19 protein-coding genes are annotated in these 18,939 nt (G+C 43.2%); 15 read left to right on the top strand and 4 right to left on the bottom strand.

The annotated features are described in order from the left end of the window. The first annotated feature begins 68 nt into the window (after nt 1-68). From E6139_RS07180 to E6139_RS07165, 4 genes are all read left to right on the top strand, one after another. Entirely contained in the window at nt 69-1,124 is a 1,056-nt protein-coding gene (locus tag E6139_RS07180) for a hypothetical protein (protein WP_316402382.1), read from the top strand. Between the two features lie 4 nt (nt 1,125-1,128). Continuing rightward, nucleotides 1,129-1,569 (top strand): hypothetical protein, encoded by a 441-nt coding sequence (locus E6139_RS07175; protein WP_316402381.1) that lies wholly within the window; start codon nt 1,129-1,131, stop codon nt 1,567-1,569. Between the two features lie 315 nt (nt 1,570-1,884). Then, the gene (locus tag E6139_RS07170; RefSeq protein ID WP_316402380.1) at nt 1,885-2,811 is read left to right on the top strand and encodes a sulfurtransferase; all 927 of its coding nucleotides are present in this window, start codon (nt 1,885-1,887) and stop codon (nt 2,809-2,811) included. Beyond that, nucleotides 2,811-3,515 (top strand): TVP38/TMEM64 family protein, encoded by a 705-nt coding sequence (locus E6139_RS07165; protein ID WP_316402379.1) that lies wholly within the window; start codon nt 2,811-2,813, stop codon nt 3,513-3,515. Before E6139_RS07170 ends, E6139_RS07165 begins: the two co-directional genes overlap by 1 nt. A 55-nt stretch (nt 3,516-3,570) precedes the next feature. Here E6139_RS07165 and E6139_RS07160 read toward each other — a convergent pair whose 3' ends face one another. Then, complete coding sequence (locus tag E6139_RS07160; RefSeq protein WP_316402378.1) at nt 3,571-4,689, bottom strand: alpha/beta hydrolase family protein; 1,119 nt, start codon at nt 4,687-4,689, stop codon at nt 3,571-3,573. Nucleotides 4,690-4,834: 145 nt separating this feature from the next. Here E6139_RS07160 and E6139_RS07155 point away from each other — a divergent pair, with 145 nt between their 5' ends. Then, the gene (locus E6139_RS07155) at nt 4,835-5,407 is read left to right on the top strand and encodes a TetR/AcrR family transcriptional regulator (RefSeq protein WP_316402377.1); all 573 of its coding nucleotides are present in this window, start codon (nt 4,835-4,837) and stop codon (nt 5,405-5,407) included. A 56-nt stretch (nt 5,408-5,463) separates the two neighbouring features. On the opposite strand, the gene E6139_RS07150 is transcribed toward E6139_RS07155, so the two are convergent. Then, the gene (locus tag E6139_RS07150) at nt 5,464-6,420 is read right to left on the bottom strand and encodes a DUF975 family protein (protein WP_316402376.1); all 957 of its coding nucleotides are present in this window, start codon (nt 6,418-6,420) and stop codon (nt 5,464-5,466) included. A 193-nt stretch (nt 6,421-6,613) separates the two neighbouring features. Here E6139_RS07150 and E6139_RS07145 point away from each other — a divergent pair, with 193 nt between their 5' ends. The 3 genes from E6139_RS07145 (at nt 6,614) to E6139_RS07135 (ending at nt 7,803) form a co-directional block, all read left to right on the top strand. Further along, a complete protein-coding gene (locus tag E6139_RS07145; RefSeq protein ID WP_316402375.1) occupies nt 6,614-6,820 on the top strand; it encodes a helix-turn-helix transcriptional regulator in 207 nt (68 codons plus the stop codon). Between the two features lie 3 nt (nt 6,821-6,823). Next, entirely contained in the window at nt 6,824-7,207 is a 384-nt protein-coding gene (locus tag E6139_RS07140) for a hypothetical protein (RefSeq protein WP_316402374.1), read from the top strand. A gap of 62 nt (nt 7,208-7,269) precedes the next feature. Further along, nucleotides 7,270-7,803, top strand: a complete 534-nt coding sequence (locus tag E6139_RS07135) for an XRE family transcriptional regulator (RefSeq protein ID WP_316402373.1) — start codon at nt 7,270-7,272, stop codon at nt 7,801-7,803. Nucleotides 7,804-8,238: 435 nt separating this feature from the next. On the opposite strand, the gene rpsD is transcribed toward E6139_RS07135, so the two are convergent. Further along, the gene (rpsD, locus tag E6139_RS07130) at nt 8,239-8,850 is read right to left on the bottom strand and encodes a 30S ribosomal protein S4 (protein WP_316402372.1); all 612 of its coding nucleotides are present in this window, start codon (nt 8,848-8,850) and stop codon (nt 8,239-8,241) included. A gap of 361 nt (nt 8,851-9,211) precedes the next feature. Here rpsD and E6139_RS07125 point away from each other — a divergent pair, with 361 nt between their 5' ends. From E6139_RS07125 to E6139_RS07110, 4 genes are all read left to right on the top strand, one after another. After that, nucleotides 9,212-9,862: a DNA alkylation repair protein gene (locus E6139_RS07125; protein WP_316402371.1), complete on the top strand. Its 651-nt coding sequence runs from the start codon at nt 9,212-9,214 to the stop codon at nt 9,860-9,862. Between the two features lie 3 nt (nt 9,863-9,865). Then, nucleotides 9,866-10,645 (top strand): HAD family hydrolase, encoded by a 780-nt coding sequence (locus E6139_RS07120; protein WP_316402370.1) that lies wholly within the window; start codon nt 9,866-9,868, stop codon nt 10,643-10,645. 396 nt (nt 10,646-11,041) lie between these two features. Then, nucleotides 11,042-12,160 carry a DUF4352 domain-containing protein gene (locus tag E6139_RS07115; RefSeq protein WP_316402369.1) on the top strand — a complete coding sequence of 373 codons (1,119 nt, stop codon included), beginning with the start codon at nt 11,042-11,044 and terminating at the stop codon, nt 12,158-12,160. After that, nucleotides 12,153-13,229: a hypothetical protein gene (locus tag E6139_RS07110; protein WP_316402368.1), complete on the top strand. Its 1,077-nt coding sequence runs from the start codon at nt 12,153-12,155 to the stop codon at nt 13,227-13,229. Before E6139_RS07115 ends, E6139_RS07110 begins: the two co-directional genes overlap by 8 nt. A gap of 41 nt (nt 13,230-13,270) precedes the next feature. Here the strand turns inward: E6139_RS07110 and E6139_RS07105 are convergent, their stop codons facing one another. Then, nucleotides 13,271-14,485: an AraC family transcriptional regulator gene (locus tag E6139_RS07105; protein ID WP_316402367.1), complete on the bottom strand. Its 1,215-nt coding sequence runs from the start codon at nt 14,483-14,485 to the stop codon at nt 13,271-13,273. 619 nt (nt 14,486-15,104) lie between these two features. On the opposite strand from E6139_RS07105, the gene E6139_RS07100 reads away from it, so the two are divergent. The 3 genes from E6139_RS07100 (at nt 15,105) to E6139_RS07090 (ending at nt 18,931) form a co-directional block, all read left to right on the top strand. Further along, a complete protein-coding gene (locus E6139_RS07100; protein WP_316402366.1) occupies nt 15,105-17,033 on the top strand; it encodes an FAD-dependent oxidoreductase in 1,929 nt (642 codons plus the stop codon). Nucleotides 17,034-17,055: 22 nt separating this feature from the next. Next, complete coding sequence (locus E6139_RS07095) at nt 17,056-17,814, top strand: SDR family oxidoreductase (protein ID WP_316402365.1); 759 nt, start codon at nt 17,056-17,058, stop codon at nt 17,812-17,814. 322 nt (nt 17,815-18,136) lie between these two features. Then, entirely contained in the window at nt 18,137-18,931 is a 795-nt protein-coding gene (locus E6139_RS07090) for a TIGR00282 family metallophosphoesterase (RefSeq protein ID WP_316402364.1), read from the top strand. The last annotated feature ends 8 nt before the right edge of the window (nt 18,932-18,939 follow it).

Genomic DNA, 18,939 nt, shown 5'->3' with positions numbered 1-18,939 from the left:
GAAAGCGTTATATGAGACGTATGTGTGTTTATATTACTACTGAAAAATGATTAGAGGAGTGGAAGAGGATGCAAATGAAGCGCTTGGAAAAACGGCAGCTGTTCAATATGCTGGGCAGTAATCTTGAAAAACGAATCATCAAATTTTACGGTGAGACCAAAGATGTCTCGACGGTCATTGAATATGTGGTCACGCTCTTGGTACGGCAAGCGTTGACGTTGAACTTTTCTGATATTCCCTTTATCTGTCAGGACGTAATCAGAGAAATATTTCTGAACGCAGCACCCACTAATACATTGCGTCGCTTTAGCGTGTTCTTTGAGGACTACTTCGATAAAAATGAGTGGAAAATAATTAGCGCTCGCCTGTATCGTGACAACACTAACTTTCTTGCTGCCACTGAGGAAGCGCGTTTATATAAAGCGTATCTGAAGGAAAAGGACCCGACGAGAACGGATGAATTGGCTGATCATCAATTTGTCCTCAAATCTGTTTTTATAGGAGCGAATGGGCGAAAACATACCTGGACGCTGAAGAATGCCCATCCAACGAAGAACCGGGAAGAAGTTGCGGGTGCCTTGAAAATCCTGACGATGCTGACAATATTCGAGACGAATGGCGTCCGAAAATTCTGCGAATTCGTTGATTTTCATCGCGACGCGTTCAAGCCGGATCTGCAATTTATTGAAGAAGAAGAACAAGCCGAGGCGGTTGAGGAGACTGCGGAAAAGAACCCGCCGAAACCGAAAAGCAGCAAGAAAGCCGCTGGCAAAAAGACTGAAAAGCAACCGAAAAACACTCCGATTGGAAATTACGAGGACAGTAAAGATCTACCAGTCAGAGATTTGATTGATAGGCAATTGGCTGATCAAAGTATTTCAAGCGAACGCGATCCGAATGAATCGGCAGAGCAGTCTTCAGGAACGCTGGAGACACCGCCCGATTCAACGAAGGAAAAGGATCCGCCTGCTGATCAGCATTCGAGCGCTAAAAAGCAGAAAAAAGCTGGTAAACAGGAAACCAATCAGACTTCTGGAAAAAGCCAAGAACAGAGAGACAAGGAGAAAGATGAAAGGAAGCTTCGAAACAAAGTCGCGAAATACTTTAAGAAAAGGGGAAAATAAGAAAATGAATGTGGAAGCAGTATTTACCAATGGCGTGGGGCAAACCCATAGCTGGAGTTTCAACAATAGTGAGGAGCAATCGAATAAAAGTATTCATCAAACGTTAGAGAGTTTGACGACGGCCAAGCTTTTTGATGAAAAGGGGATCGAAATCTTCAAAACGCTGGAAGCGGCTTATGCTGTCAAAAGGACGGAGACAGTACTCTTTGGCGACCCATTCGAAGCGTATCCTGAGGAAGACGAAGAAGACAAGATCATCCAATCCTTCGAGCGGCTTTTACCACATGAGGCCCCGCGCCTGTTAACAGAAAAAGTTGATTTTCTAATGAAGCAATGGCCAGCTGGGACTTATTTGAAAGGATTTCAATTTGTGTCCTTGTGGGACACGGAGGATGAAGAAGAGGAGCCCAAGGTTATTTTGCGATCGATGAATGACCTGTTGTAAAACCATAAAGCGTTTTATATACTTTTACTAAGGGGCAAAACGGAGAAAGAGGGGAGGGAGTATTTTGAATTTTCATCAGTGATCGTGTGTAACACTCTGCCTTAGAGTCTCTAAGAATGTGAATTTGAAATTCTCCTCCCCAACGGACCTTCTTTTGCCATGGATGGAATCCATTCATTGAGGAAAGTCGTTTGGGAACATACGAGGGTATGTTTCTTTGTTGTGGGGTCAATTGAACGGGCTACGCAAAAAGAGGGAGAGTCCTGGGCTTCGATAGAAAATCGAAGTAAAAACGACAAATGAATGGAGAAAAGAATGAAAAAAACAATTATTGGATTGTTAGCATTAGTTACCTTGGGATTAGCAGGCTGCGGCGGCGGTGGGAATGAAGCCGATACAGCCAAATCTGAGAAAAAAGAAGCATCAGGCTTTACCGGCGAGTACATCGTGGACGCCGATTATGTAAAGAAAAATCTGGATGATATCATTTTGATCGATGCGCGTGGCGAGGAAGAAGCCAACAAAGGTACGATCAAGGGCGCGACTGCCATCGGTTGGCAAAACCTTGCTTCAGTCGAAGAAGGAGCCTCAGGCGATGAGAAGTGGGGCCTGATTCTGGAACCAGCTGAGCTAGGAAAACGCTTAGGCGAAAAAGGGATCGCGAAGGATAAAGAAGTTGTGCTGTTTGCTGGCGCGCAAAAAGGCTGGGGCGATGACGGACGGATCGCTTGGGAGTTATTAGCGGCTGGCTACAAAGATGTCAAAATGGTCGATGGCGGCTACGCGGCACTGAAGAAGACTGGACTTAAAACGGCAGTTGAAAGTACAAAGTTGGATCCTGTCGATGTCAAGATCGACTCGATCGATCAGAAGCATATCATTCGGACAGAAGAATTGAAGAAGGATTATGATGACTACAAAGTCGTGGATGTTCGTGAAGACAAAGAGTATAAAGGCGAAGTTTTATACGGTGAAGCCAAAGGGGGTCATCTGCCAGATGCGATCCAGATTAAATTCACGGATATCTTCAAAAAAGACGGCAAGCTGAAGAGCAAAGAAGCGTTGACGAAGCTTTTTGAAGATGCAGGATTGAAAAAAGACGACAAGATTGTTGCTTATTGTACCGCAGGGATTCGTTCGGCTTACATGGAATTGGTAATGGATATGTGCGGCTTCAAGCAGGTGAAAAACTATGACGGCTCTTACTATCGCTGGGCTAAAGTCGAGGATGTTGAAAAATAATGGATAAGAAGAGCAAGCGGAAATTTGCCAGGATTCTTTTGGTTCTGGTCATTTTACTGGCGTTGGTTGGCTTTTACCTGGTTCCAGAGATTCGCTCGAAAATCACACAAGTTCTGATGCTGTTTCGTTCCATGAGCGTGGAGAGCATCGTAGGCTATTTACGATCCTTTGGCGTCTGGGCAATTGTCATCTCATTTTTCCTGATGATGTTTCAATCAATCATCGCGCCGTTGCCGGCCTTTTTGATCACCTTTGCGAATGCGGCGGTTTTCGGCTGGTGGCAGGGAGCATTGCTTTCGTGGACGAGCGCGATGGCGGGAGCACTGGTTTGTTTTTACATTGCGCGGATCGCGGGACGAGATATCGTGGAGCGGTTGAACAAAAACTTTTCACTTGAAAAGCTGGATGAGTATTTTGATCGTTACGGCAAGCATACGATTTTGATTTGCCGTCTGCTGCCGTTTATCTCCTTTGATTTTATCAGTTATGCAGCCGGTTTGACGGCGATCAAGCCGATCCCATTTTTGATTGCGACAGGAATCGGACAGCTGCCGGCAACAGTCGTTTATTCTTATGTCGGCAGTAATCTGACCGGCAGTACGAAGACAATTCTTTTCGGATTGTTGAGCATGTTTGCGTTGTTTATCGCTGTTTATGTCTTTAAGCAGATCTACCAGAGCAGACAGGCGAAGACGAATAAATAATTTAATCAGCAAAGAAACAGCCTGCACAAGTTAGTTTGTGCAGGCTGTTTGCGCGTTACTTCAATCGATCTAAGAGCCAATCAATCCCATACGTACACGTTTTTTGTGCTTCATTGTTGCCGCAATGAACCGCGCCGGGAATTTCATAATACTCCTTATCTTTGCTGGAGCAATTTTGATAGATTGTTTTTGCTCCCGCCGTGCCGATCACCGGGTCCTCTGCTGTATGCTGAACTAAAACCGGACAGGTGATATTGCTGAGAACATCATCAAGCTTCATTTTATGGGAAATCACCTCTGCTTCCTCTAACGTTTCCACATCGAACTTATTTAGGAAATTGTATAGATAAAATTTGTCGATGCCGGCAAAGCTGTGCATCGTTAACTGGTCAAGCTGCGAACAGCCGCCTCTGACAACTAAACCTGAAAATTCTTCTGGGTAACGACAAGCCGCGCTGGTTGCCAAATAACCGCCAAAGCTTACCCCAGCAAGTCCGATTTTATCTCCTAAGTTAGGCTGATCTTTTATATAATCAACGATTGCTAAAACCGCTTCATCATAATTAGTTTCAGTCAGGTATAAGTCACGATTCAAATTGCATTCCCCTTGGCCCGGTCCATCGAAAATGATCGCGGCTGCTCCGCGGTTCAGTACTGTTTCGGCGATAATGAAATTTTCTTCCTTGAAGCCTGTTGCCCCAACGACGCAGATTACGACCGGAACATCCTTCGGTGCGTTCTCAGGCAGCAATAGGTACGCGGGCATTTTTTTGTCTTCGAAAGGCACTTCGATGTATTGGACTTCCTTCTTTTTCATTAATTGTTTGCTGCGCTTGAAGCTATCAACTAGTTTTCCGTAGATGCGATACTTTTCTTCATCGACTCCTTTGATCCCATAGTCTCCCAAACGATATAAGGCATTTGCATTGAAGTAGTATTCGCTAGCGGTTTCCAAGTGGCCTGCTTGCTCATTTTTTTCTGCATAAGCGTAGGCTTCATCACCTAAGCGTTCGCAAACGTTTACAAAATCTTCCGCTTCATTCTCAGCAATTTTTTCTAAGGTATCACAATTGAGTTCAGTCGCGTTCATCATTTTAATGAAATCTTCTGGTGCCATTTTACCGCCTAAAATCCGGCCGATGTCTTGTGCGGGTGGTCTTCTTCTAATCGTCATGTCGTTCTCTCCTTTAGTAAACTATTTTTCCAGTACATTGTACTATACAATGATAGTACGATGTACTGGAGGCGTTGTCAATTTCTTTTTTACTTTTTTCTTGGATTCGATTATGATAAATGAAATAGAACAATCGAGGGTGCTTATGACGGATAAGAAAACGGCTATTTATGAAAGTGCAAAGGAATTATTTATACAAGAGGGGTATAAAAACGTATCGTTGCGAGATATAGCGGAGGCTGCTGGTACAACGATCGGGAACTTGACCTACCATTTTCCCAAAAAAGAAGATTTGCTATTAAGAATTCAAAAGGAGCTTTACGAAGAGTTCTTTTCTGTCTTCGATAGCGAGATCACGCAAGAAAATGCCATGAACGTATTGCTGAATTCTTTTCATGAGGTTCAAGATATTCGCGAAAAGAATCGCTTTTATTACGAGTACATCATCAATATCCATGAAGAATTTCCCAGCATGAAGGAAGAATTGTTGAGTTTTAGGAAGCGGCTGACAAACTTTTATCAAACGATTTTTCGGGTATTGGTTGAGGCGGGGAGCATGAGGAGTGATCTGTCAGCTTCAGCTTATCAGCATTTAGTGACGACGATATCTTATCTTACTTACACGTGGTACCAAGTAACGACGCCCTATTACGATGATAGGGAGAATATGTCTTTATCAGAAACCTTGACCTCATTAATTCAACCCTATTTGACCTAACAACCACAAAAAAGCCTTGAATTCTCGTAAGCGAGTTTTCAAGGCTTTTCGACTATTTAGTTTGAGAATTGCAGAGATTCTTTATTTTGTTCAATGTAATGTTCATAAAGCATATCTAAGAATTGGATCTCGGTCACATTTTGATAGGGCATTACGTAAAAATTTGTAACCTGGAAGATCGCAGTGAGGTTCCAGAAAAAGAAGGAGCAGCGCAGGATCAGAAATTCCAGCTTGTAGCCATGCATGATCTGACGACTCAATAAGATCGCATCCGAAGCACTTAAGCTGTCATCCTTTTCTAACAGGTAATTTGTCATGGCATAAGAAGCCGTTTTGACGATTCCCGGAATGACGAAAAGCAGCGACCAAAAGAACGTATAGATGGCGATCAAGACGTTTGCCTTCAAGACACGATTTTTTTGTGCTTTGATGAAATAGGCAAAAATCTGTAGGCCGTCCGCGCGATTTCCTCTAAGAGTATGGATCGCACACCATTGCAAGACGGCAGTAGTTAATGCAGCAATCAAAAAGATCAGGATCAACGCAGCGATCATCACTAAGAACCATAAAAAGAGTGAAATGCCGGAATACGGTCTGCTGTAGCCATAGCCGTAATCATAGTATCCTCCGTAATAACCATATGGGTTGATTAAACTGGACATCCCCAATATCCCATTAGTAAAAAAGCGGACATAAGCAATTTGAAAAATAAAGCTGGCGACAAAATTGGCAACAATCAATAAAATGATCGTTTTGCACCATTCGCCGTATCTGCCGGATAATTTTTCTTGTGCCTGTTTTTTGATTTCAGCACGGGTGATGTTCAAGCCTTCTGCCTTTTCTAGCTCCAGCTTCATAGGTTCCTGCTGTTTTGGTTGATAGCTAGGTTCGTTGCTTTCTGAATCTGTTTGGGGCCCAACCGCTGGACCTTCTTGTTCTAGATTATACCCGCAAGACGGACAAAACTTTGCTTCCGGACGTATTTCTGCCCCGCAATTTGGACAATAGTTCATTTTTCCACCTTTTTCCTATTAGTTTGAAATGAGCAATTCATTTTCAACTATCAATTATCATCGATAAACTGAGGTTCGTCAACAATTCCTGTGAAAAAGAATTCTGCGGCGATTGGACCAGCAAATATTCCTTTACACTACTTGAACAATAGCTTATCATCTAGTAAAGATATCTTTACTGGGAGCGAACAAATTGAGCGTTGTTAATCATATTCGAAAAATAAGAGAAGAAAAAAAGATCCCGCAAAAGGAAATGGCACAGGCGTTAGATGTCTCGCGCCAGACGATGACTGCGATCGAAAAGGGAAAGTATAATCCTAGTTTGGAGCTTTCTTTAAAAATAGCGGCTTATTTTGATATGCCCTTTGATGAAATATTTTATTTAGAAGGGAAGAAATAATTTATGGCGTTTTTTCGTGTAACAGGGGTGAGTAGTTTTGTGTCTGGGGCTTTGTTGGTATTCGCCCTGTTGTCTATGTATGCCTTTTTCTCATCTATCTTCTTTTTAGGGAAAGAGCTTTTGAAAAAGAATGATGAGTTAGTCAGGAAAGTGGCTTTTGATGCTATGGCGATGAGTTTTGTGCTGATCGTGCTTTTGCATCTTATTCAAATGATCGTCCGTGTCGTGTATTTCGAGAAGACCGGAGAGGACATCAATTTAGTAGTCATGCCAGGTTTACTCATTTACAAGCTGGAGGAGCTTCATCTGCATTTAGAATCCTTTGGTGTGGATCTGGGAATTTTTGCGATCTGTCTTTTGATCAATAGATTACGCTATCGGCTTTAATAGAAATGTGAACCAATAAATGGATGCTGTTGGATTTTTTTGAACAAGAAGGAGTGGATGTTGTGAAAAATGTGTTGGATATTTACTTGAAGGAAAAGGGGCTTTCCAGAGAGGCGTTTTTGAAAAATGAAGCATTCTCCGAACAAAAGTTAGCCAAAGTCAGCAAAAGAGATCCAGAAAACTATTCTGAGGAAACATTGAATAGCTTGAGCGAAGAGCTAAATGTTGCTAGTGATGTGCTTTTGACGGATTTAAAAAGAATCCGAGACAGCGATGCACTGTTTGAAGTCACGACTGCGGATGAATTGAAGCAAAAGGTCAAAGAACAGGAAGATGAATTTCTGGTCAAAGGAGATTTCCGTGAATTAATGAAGGAAATCAAGCGAAGCCAAGTCTCTGAAACAGCGGAGCTAGGTTTTGAATTGGGATCAGGCGGATCAGGAACGATCGTAGCACGAGGAATTTTACGTGTGTTGAACTTATTTGAAAACGATCGGAAACTGGAAAATCTAAAGCAGAATATCGGACATCTGTATACAATCGACTTTATTAATGAAGACGAAGCCAAGCTAAGGTTGAAGCAGTTGGATTATTAAATAAATATAAAAAGCGCACCCGTATTCTTGAGGACGAGAATGCGGGTGTATTTTTTTACCAATTATACGAAGCGTGGTGAAATTCGCTTGAACTTCGTGGGATCATTTTTCTCATATCTGATTTTTACGGTATCGCCAACTTGAAAAAATATAGGCACAGTAATACTTTTTTTTGGCGATGTATTTGTACCCATCAACAGCATATGAGACAATAGCAAGCTTTGCGTTGCGGATAATCATCTGTTCTGGTCCCACAGTAGTTACCTCTTCGATCGTTGCGGTCGTTTCAGCAGCTTCAGATTTTGTCGTTTTATTCCTCCGTAAATAATTATCCTCCTAACTAATATTCTTTTACGCGTTGATTCCAATTTATCTGCTTATACAAAAAAACACCCAAATCCTCGTTCCCAAGGACTTGAGTGTCTGTAAGAAGTCTTACATTAATTTGTTGTAGTATTCAACGACTAGTGACTCATCGATTTCTGGGTTGATTTCATCACGTTCTGGTAAACGAGTGAATGAACCTTCTAATTTTTCATCGTCGAAGCTTACGAAAGCAGGACGACCAACAGCTGATTCAACTGCTTCTTTCACAGTAACCATGTTTTTAGATTTTTCACGGATACCGATTACTTGGCCAACTTCCACTTCGTATGAAGGGATGTCAACACGTTTGCCATCGACAGTTACGTGACCGTGGTTTACTAATTGACGAGCTTGGCGACGAGTTGAAGCCAAACCTAAACGGTAAACGACGTTATCTAAACGGCGTTCTAGTAAGATCATGAAGTTAACACCGTGTTTACCTTCTTTGATTTTGCTAGCGCTCAAGAATAAGTTACGGAATTGACGTTCGTTTAATCCGTAGATGAAACGTAATTTTTGTTTTTCTGCTAATTGCAAGCCGTATTCAGATTTCTTTCCACGGCTGTTTGGTCCATGTTGACCTGGTGCGTATGGACGACGTGCTAATTCTTTGCCTGTTCCTGATAATGAGATACCAAGACGACGAGATTGTTTCCATGATGGTCCTGTATAACGTGACATTAAAAATTCCTCCAATAAATTGTTTTGGAGTAAAATAATCCGTTGAAAAATTCATATCCGTGTAGTTCGTTCTTCAATCTTCACCTTCGCAGCCGCGGTTACACAATTGAACCAATACTGGCAACGAACTGGGGACGGGCTATTATTCCTCTGCTGCATTATTTTACACAAATGTCAGTATAACTGAAAAGAGCAAGCCGAGTCAAGTTCAGGTGTTGCTTTTTTGAAAAAAATGTGTTAATTGTTGAGTGCTGTCGAAAAACGATTACTTTTTTTCAAAGAGAGAAAAATATTGAGTGGAAATTACGGAAGAAGTTTTTGCAAATTCTCTGAAATTTCTCTACAATGAAGGTGGTTAAGGATGGATTCTCTAATTTTTCCGAATCAGCCGGAGCTTGCGGAACCAATGGCGCGCTATATGAAGGATCATTTTCCTTTTTGTGGAGTCAAAAAGCCGCAGCGAGCGTTGTTGGAACGTCCTTTTTTAAAGGAAAGTTTATCTTTGCCAATGCCGGAATTGATTCAGGAGATTTTCCGCAACTATCGCAAAGAAGAGCGGGAATATCAGTATTACGCGATCGATTTGGCGCAAAAAAATATCAAGCGTTTTTCACTAGAGGATCTGGCAGCATTGCTTCCTTTATTAGGTGAGAAGACTTGGTGGGACAGTATTGATGCGTGGCGCAAAGTTTTTTCTACTTGGGTCTTAGCGCATCCGACAGAGATCGAACAGGTTTATGTTTTTTTCTATCAGCATGAGAATTTTTGGTATCGGCGTGTGGCGATCAACCTGCAGTTGATGTTCAAGGAACAGACCGATACAGCGTTATTGGCGCAGGCGATCTTAGCAGATCTGACGACGGATGAATTCTTTATCCAGAAGGCGATCGGCTGGTCATTGCGTGATTATAGTAAAGTGAATCCTGATTGGGTAATAGCGTTTATGCAGCAGTATTCCTTAAGTAAGTTAGCCCTACGTGAGGGCAGCAAATACATAAAAATGGAGAGATAAATTTTGGAAAGAAAATTAATCGCACTAGACATTGATGGAACCTTGTTGAGCAGCCAAAGACAACCTTTGGAGAGCACGATGAAGGCGTTGAAGGCATTGCGTGAGGCTGGACACTTAGTGACTATTGCGACGGGACGTTCCCGCTTGTTGGCTGGTGATGTGATCCATCAACTAGGCTGTACCAATTACATCATTTGTAATGGTTCGGCTGGTTTCCTAGATCATGAGCAGGTGTATAAACGCACTCTTGATCGTAAAGCCTTGACTCGGATGATTGATTTTGCCAGTGAACGAAAGATCGACATCATGCTTTTTGGGTTAGATTCCTTTGGTCGGGTGACGAACTTTGATGGTGCAAAAGTAAGTGATGCGATGGCATCTTTCGGACAACAGGCACCAGAGTATGAAGCAGATTATTTATCTCAACATGAAGTTTACCAGGGCTGTGCCTTTTATGATCAGTCGATGGATGCAGAATTTGAAGCGGCCTTTCCAGAATTTCGTTTGGTTCGTTGGCATGAAAACAGTGTCGACATCATTCCGAATCATGGTTCGAAAGCCCAAACGATTTTAGCGTTAGCGAAAAAAGTCGGGATTAAACCGGAGAATATTATTTCCTTTGGTGACGGCAACAACGATATTGAAATGCTGGACTTGGCTGGTACAGGTGTAGCGATGGGCAATGCGGCGAGCCATGTTAAAGAAGCGGCAAATATCGTGACGGATACGAATGATCAAGATGGCATTTACAAGGCATTGCGCCAGTTAGAATTGGTTCATTAATTAAATAGTAAGAATCAGTGAAATTCTTTATAACTCTCAGACTATAGACAACGTTCATTTTTGAACCGCGTCTATAGTCTTTTTTTGTTAAAAAACACTATTTTTGAAAGGGATCTCGTTTTGTTTATCCAATCAATGAATAAATAAGAAGATGACGCTCGATTGATTATTTGTTGTTCAAATGTGAAAAACGAAAGTGACAAATTATATAGATATAAAGATTATAAAATCTTTATTTAACATTTCGTTTTATTAATTTTATTTGTTTTTTTAAAATATATGAATCGGTTGTTAATTTCCTCAACCGTGTTGACGATAGCGGTTATTAACGTATATCATATAGATAATAAGTGTTTTTTTATTAAGTTACAAATAGGATATAAAGGAGGAAAAAACATGAAAAAATTTAGGATGTTTAGCGGGTTGGTTTTACTGAGCAGTTTGTTATTGACAATGACTGCCTGCTCAGGCGGCAGTGAGACGAAAAAGGCGGAGAAAAAAGAAAGTACGGCCCAAACCTCGAAGGTTGAATTGAGTGTTGAAGGGGGCAGCTACATCATCCCTGATGGGGAAAAGGTTGATGATGAGACGGGCTTTTTAGCGTTAGATATCAAGGTCAAAAACAAATCGAAGGACAAGCTGGATGTCTCCTCCAATGACTTTGCGTTGTATGATGAGGACGGGAAAAAGGTTTCTTCGGAGCATGTCTATGATTCCAACGATAATTTCAAGGTAATGAGCAGTGAAAGCTTATCAGAGGACAAAAGTTTTACCGAGCCGCTGGTTTTTGAGGTCACGAAGGATGCGAAGTATGAGCTGCATTACAAACCCATGTATTATTCAGAGGACGAAAAAGACGAAGGCGTGGAATTGGAGCTTAACACCAAAGACTACACTGATGACACCAAAGCGGTACAAGCCTTGACTAGCCAATACGTGACGAAGGTCTTTTACGGCTCTGACGAAGTGAAGGATGAGGACAAGCAGGCGGCTGGAAAGCTTGAGTTAGCCAATGACATAGAGACAGAACGCAAGACCTATAAAGAGGAAAGCGTCAATTGCCTGAAGGACGAATTCTCAAATTATGAACCTTCAACAGCCGAACTGGAAAAGGTTGTGACACAGATCCAGCAGACCAATGCGGAAAAAGGCAAAGTGACCTATACGTTTAAGGAATTTTTCCCAGAATCAGTGGTGATCTACGTGCGTCCGGAGATGGTCTTTTTAGATGATGTGGACACAAAATCGATCACGGACAAATTTGTTGAAGAAAACAAAGGCAAATACACCGATTACACCAGTGTTCGTCGCGATGCTGAGAAATATTTATTGCAGGAATTGCCGACAAAAATCAATGAAGCGCCGATCAACACCGATGACAATATGAACGGTGAGGGCTATCAAGTGAAGCTGGAGAAAAAGGACGGCAAGTGGGAGCTGAATTCAGCCAACGAAAGCCGCAATTACTATTTCAAATCAATGAAAGCAGCCTTCCGAGGCGGGTTGAATGACTAGAAAAACTGGAACGCTGGCAATCATTGGCTTTATCGTGCTGGCTGTTTTCGGATTTGTCGGTTATTCCAGTTATAAAAATAGTGAGGATGCAACCGTGAGTCGCCTTGCCAGCGCTTTGCTGGAGAAGGATGAGGCTGCAGTCAAGCGATTCATGCCGAGCTTTTCCAACAAGAAAAAAATCACAAACGAAGCACGAACCATTTTTTACAAGCAATTGAAGCAGTTGAAGAAGGAGCAGGTTATCGAACGATTGCTGGATGAAGAGAATTTTTTGATTGAAAAAGGCTCTTCCCTATTTAAGCCGGCACAAGTCTATCCCAATGCCCGGTTTCTCGTGATGGAGCTGCCGAAGGGAACCGATTTGCGGGCAGCAATTCAAGCGCAGGAAATGTCTGGCGAATATGTGGAGGACTGGAACAAGTACACCTTTGGTCCTTTTCTGCCGGGAAAATATCAGGTGACCTATAAAATGGCTCATCCAAAATTCGGCTCAAAGAAGAACAAAGAAACGGTCGACCTTGAGGCGGCGGATCAGCGGGTGACAGTGAAAGAGAACAGTTTGTATGAAGGCAATCAAAAATTTCAGAAGCATTTGCTGGCCTCAGCGGTCAACTATTTCGATACCTTCAATAAGGGCATTCGTGAGAATCTGAATGTTTCTTCGATGACCGCCTCAAAGCAGCACAAAGAAAAGCTTCAATTGAGCTTTGACAAGCTGAAGCCTTATTTAAAAAGCTTTGATCAGCAATTTCAGACAATTAAGATCAATTGCGATTCAATCTCGGTGAATGCCGGACAAAGCAAGGTTCAATTTGATTTATACATTGATCTAAAGCGTTCGATGCAGCTGGCTGAGGAAGTCGGAATTGACGAAGCGTTGGTCTCAGACAAGCAAAATGCCATCGCCAGCCTGATTTATGATGAAGAGCAGAAAAAGTGGCTGGTGGATGAACTGGATTTTGATACCTATCAGCAGGACCCCGAAAAGTGGGAGCACGTTCAAAGCTATCGTGCAGAAAGCGAAAAGAAGGCTCATTGGGATAAGGATACTAGCGATAATATCGTATAAAAAACTGCGGAGCGATCCGCAGTTTTTTTGCGCTATCCGAATTATTTGCTATTCTGCGGATCATTTTCCTTACGATATTTCCGCGGTGTACAGCCAAAATAATCTTTGAAATGACGGTTAAAGCTGCGCAATGAATCGTAGCCGACATAAGCCGCGATGTAGGCGATCTCTAGTTCCGTCGCTTTTAATAACGCACAAGCATAAGCCATCCGAACGCTTAAAAGCAGATTGGAAAAGCTGATGGACAGGTTGTTCTCGACGGTTTGCTGAATCGTGTAAGGACTGAGAAATAAGCGTTTGGCGACTTCTTCGATTGTGAGACTTTCTTTGAAATGATCCGCTACAAACAACACGATTTTCCAGACGGTATCGGCTTTTTCACTGACAGCTGTTTCCTGTAGGCCATCGCCTTTTCGATAGGCTTCCGGCGTTGTTCCTTTTAGTTTTTTGAAGTTGCGGTAGAAGGTGGCTGGTGATTGATAACCGACATAGTTTTGGATGTAGGCGATCGATAATTCGGTAAAGGGCATCATGGCGCAGGCATTGCGGATGCGGATCTCATGGAGATTATCCATGAAATTCTTGCCGGTTTTCCGGTAGAATTGATGGTTCAATTGGGATACTGACAGCTGGAATTTTTCAGCTAAGTCTGCAGCGCTCAAGTCTTGATTAAAATACAGGTGCATATATTGCAGAGCCTGCCAGATTGGGGAGAATGCTGGTTGAGGGTCTTCATTCCTTTGGGATGCTCGCTCGAATTGTAAGGAGAGCTTAGCCAATTCCACCATAATCATATTGTCGCTGTACAGCTCCGCCTGCTCTTTTTCGGCTAATAGCTCTATGAAGGATTGCTGAACGGAGCTGCGTTTGGCAGGTGGGATCGTTACAAGTGGCGGCAGGTTTTCGAGTATATAATAACTTTCATAGCGTCGCGACAGATCGACATCGGCATACATCAAAACGGAAAGGGGAAAGCGGCAATAGACGTACTCGATAGAGGTATCCTTTTTTTCCAAAGCATGGATGTGAAAGGCAAACAGCCGAAGCAAATCCCCTGCCTGAAAAGGATACTGGTTGCCGTTGACATTCAAGGTTCCTTGTCCATCCTGGATATAGATCATCTCGATCGAGTCGTGAGCATGCAATTCTTCAGAGCGTGATAAGTGTTCTTTCCCCGTCTCGAAATCCAGCATCGAAACGCGCTGTTGTCGATATTCTGCCAATGAATAGGTGTGGATATTTTCGTAATCGGTCATTTCTCGACCCTCCTTATTCGTTTTAATTCGCGTAAATCATCCCGCTAGGTTCTTGAGACTAAAAATGAGCGAACTTCGTTTTTAGCTGTGCATTTTCCTAAACATGAAAAATGCTTTTATCGTCGTAGCTCATACTATTTCACAAAATCTTATTTAAAAATGCGAAGTCCTCCCCTTGAATTCTCTCTAAGACAAGGTTAACACGGAATAATAGCGTTTTTTTGCTTTTTGTCTAGTGATTTGACAATATCTAGCTTCTTTTTGTCCAGAATTTCTCTGATGTCTATGAGAGAATATTGTTGAACAATTCACAAATAAGGATGTCAGCTCAACTTTTCGCAGGACATTAAGAAAAGGAAGAATTTAACAGGAATTGGTTAAATCCCCAGTGACCCACTTTAGTTGAATGATATACGGCATTCGAATCGAACTAATTTTTCATTGAAATAAATAAGGATGTCAGTTCAACTTTTCGCAGGACATTAAGAAAAGGAGGAATTTAACAGGAATTGGGTAAATCCCCAGTGTCCCCACTTTAGTTGAATGATATACGGCATTCGAATCGAACTAATTTTTCCTTGAAAAATTGATTCATTGAAACGAATAAGGAGGGATTGCGATGTTTCCAACACTTTTTTCTCCCGTCACAATCAGGCAAATGACATTGAAGAATCGCGCGATTATGCCAGCCATGGGAACTAAATTTCCGAAAGACAATCAGGTGACACAACAGCTGATCGATTATCACATTGCTCGTGTAAAAGGCGGCTCTGCTTTGAATATCGTTGAGGTAACGGGTGTTCATGCGGGTTCTATTCCAAGTCACTATTTATCCTTAGCAGAAGATCGGTTTATCCCGGGGATGCAGCAGCTGACAGCGGCGATCCATGAACATGGCGGAAAAGCTGGTGTACAGCTGTGGCAGGGAAGCATTGCCGTAGCATCTGATCCGACGGTACAGGTAATCGTTGCCAGCGACATGCCAGTTTCCCCAGAGTATACGATCCCGGGTGCCAGCAAAGAGTTGATCGCTGAATTGATCGACTGCTTCAAAGAGGCTGCCCGGCGCGCGGTTGAAGCCGATTTTGATTGTATCGAAGTCCATATGGCCCACAACTACATCCTGCATTCGTTTCTTTCCGGCGGGATCAATCGGCGGACCGATGAGTATGGCGGCAGCTTGGAGAATCGCGCTCGGTTCCCATTGGCGGTGATCGAAGCGATGCGTTCAGCGATGCCAGACTCGATGCCGTTATTTATGCGGATTGATGCTCACGATGATTATCTGGAAAATGGCTTGACCATTGAGGAAGTCATTCAATTTGTTAAATGGGCGAAGGAACGAGGTGTCGATGTAGCGGATGTTTCTCGCGGCAATATCATTTCCAGCGGATTAAAATATGAAGTACCGCCGATCGATATTCCATTTGCCTTCAATATTGATAACGCTGCGCGGATCAAAGAGGAAACGGGAATTATCACAATGGGTGTTGGCCGCGTCAATTACCCAGCGCTAGCAGAAGAAATTTTGGCAGAAGGCAAGGTCGACTTGATTGGTATCGGTCGTGCGCAATTGTCAGATCCAGACTTTTTGAATAAGGCAGAAGCTGGAAAACTTGATGACATCGTGTATTGTGTCGGCTGTAATCAAGGCTGCTACGACGCCTGCGAACGGCCAGATATTCCTCACATCACTTGTCTGCGGAACCCCGCATGTGGGAAAGAACGTGAATATGAGCTGGTTCCGACGACTGATCAGAAGAAAATCGTAGTTGCGGGCGGCGGAATGGCGGGGATGGAGGTCTCCATGACCTTGCAAGAACGCGGCTTCGAAGTGATTTTATGCGAAGCCTCTGATCGCTTAGGCGGTCAATTCCTCTTGGCGGGAATGGCGCCGCGCAAACAGGAAATGCGTCAAGCCGCAATATTGAAGGGGGAACAAATCCAACGTGCCGGTGTCGAAGTTCGACTGAATACGCCAGTCACTGAAGCATTACTGGCTGAGCTCAAGCCAGACGTCGTGATCAATGCTGTCGGCGCAAAACCATTGCAGCCGAAAATTCCTGGTATCGATAATGACAATGTGTATGATTATGTCGATATTTTAGAAAATAAACCGCAGCTCACAGGCCAGACGGTCGTGATCGGCGGCGGCTTAGTGGGATTGGAAGCAGCTGAGACGATTGCTGAAGCTGGCGGAGATGTGACCGTGATCGAAATGACGGATGCAGTTGCCAAAGATTTAGGCTCGACGAGGAAGATCACCGTAATGGAGCAGCTCTATGCAGACGATGTAACGACGCTGACAGACACTACTTGTCTCAGTATAACGGACGAGGGTGTACAAGTGATGAAAGACGGCCAGGAGACCCTGTTGGAATGTGATCACGTGGTAGTAGCAATCGGCTCGCAAAGCCGTGATTTCAAAGCAATCGAAGAGTATTGCGCAGCTCAGGGCTTAGCGTATTATGCCATTGGCGATGCCGTAGAGCCTCGACGCGCGATCGAAGCAACCGCAGAAGGAGCAGCATTAGCTAGAAGTATTTAAGAAAGGGAAAGGGATCATTAACATGGAAAGAAAAATCGCGATCATCAGCGGTTCCGCGACCGGAATCGGCAGAGCCAGTGCGGTTCGTTTGGCAGAGGATGGCTTTGCTTTAGTATTGGCTGACTGGAATGAAGCGGAAGGCGAAACCACTTTAGGCTTATGTCGGGAAGTCCACGAGGATGTTGATTTTGTATTGACGGACATGGGAAAAGAAGCTGAGGTCGAAAAGCTGGTTAAGTTCACGATGGATAAATACGGCAAGATCGATTTCTTCTTTAATAATCAAGGAGTGCTCCACATGCCGCGTGATTTTGATGAGCTGACAGCAGAAGATATGGATTATGTGCTGCACTCGAACTTCAAAGCCTGCTTCTTTGGGATGAAGCATGTGTTGAAGGTGATGAAGGAGCAGCGCTATGGTCATATTCTAAACACGGGTTCTTCTTCTGGAATTCGACCAGAAACAGGCTTTGGCGTTTATTCAGCGACAAAACACGGAGTCATTGGGATGAGTAAGGTCGCAGCGATGGAATATGCCCGTTATGATGTACGGGTCAACTGTCTGTGCCCAGGCGGCTTTATTACGCCGATGACGATGAAGGTCGGCCAATTCATGCAGGAAACCCAATACCAGCAGCCGAAACCATCTGTTGCCCTATTAGGACCGGCAAAAATGGGGGATACCAGCGAAATCGTCGGCATGGTTTCATTGATGGCTTCTGAGAATTCTAGCTACATGACAGGTGCCGTGATCAGCTTGGATGGCGGAAATACCTTGTAAAAAAGATCGAATCACAACTAGCGAGGGCTTTCGAAAGATGAAGGCCTTCGCTAGTTTTTTGTCAGTCGAACTTTTTGTAGCTACTAATGAGATGAGATCAAAGAAAACAGTTAACTCAACCTAATGAACAAAAAGTTTAGTTCGATGATATGCGTAAAGAGAATAAAACTCATTTTTCATAGAAAAATGAATTCATTACCCCGAATTAGCTGCAATATCGATAATTTTCTTTTTAACCTAAACGATCATCAAGGAATCTTTTATTTTCAAGCAAAAACAACTATAATAAGACAAGATGCTTAACTAGAGAAGGGGAAAAAAAGTGCGCTTATTATTCATAGGAGATGTTGTTGGTTCGTTAGGTCGGCAGATGTTGAGTGATTACTTACCGCGATTAAAGAAGAAATACCATCCACAGTTGACGATCGTCAATGGAGAAAATGCGGCGGCAGGTCGCGGAATCACCGAGAAAATCTATAAGAAATTTTTGCAAGATGGGGTCGACGTTGTTACAATGGGGAACCACACGTGGGATAATAAGGCGATTTTCGATTTTATTCCCGACGCGAAGAAAATGATCCGCCCAGCGAATTTTCCAGCGGGAACACCTGGGATGGGGCATTTATACGTCAAAGTGAACGATCTGGAATTGGCGATCATCAATTTGCAGGGACGTTCCTTCATGGCGGATATCGATGATCCTTTCCGCATAGGCGATCAATTGATTTCAGAAGCGGAAAAACGCACCCCTTACATCTTTGTGGATTTCCACGGAGAAACCACTAGTGAGAAGCAAGCGATGGGCTGGTTTGCGGATGGACGTGTCTCAGCAGTCGTCGGCACACACACCCATGTCCAAACCAATGACGCCAGAATTTTGCCTAAGGGCACGGCCTATTTAACGGATGTCGGCATGACGGGGCCTTATGACGGGATTTTGGGAATGAAGAAGGAAGCCATCATTGAAAAATTCATAACGGCGCTGCCCAATCGTTTTGAAGTCATTGAAGAAGGGCGCACGGTGCTTTCAGCCTGCGTGATTGACATTGATAAAAATGGTCGCGGACAAAAAATCGAAACGGTCTTGATCAATGAAGATCGTCCATTCAGAGAATAGAAGCAGAG

This window comes from Enterococcus sp. (assembly GCF_032555305.1).
Lineage (GTDB): Bacteria > Bacillota > Bacilli > Lactobacillales > Enterococcaceae > Enterococcus_A.
Note: the sequence above shows the minus strand (reverse complement) of the source record. Positions and strands in the feature narration are given on the sequence as shown.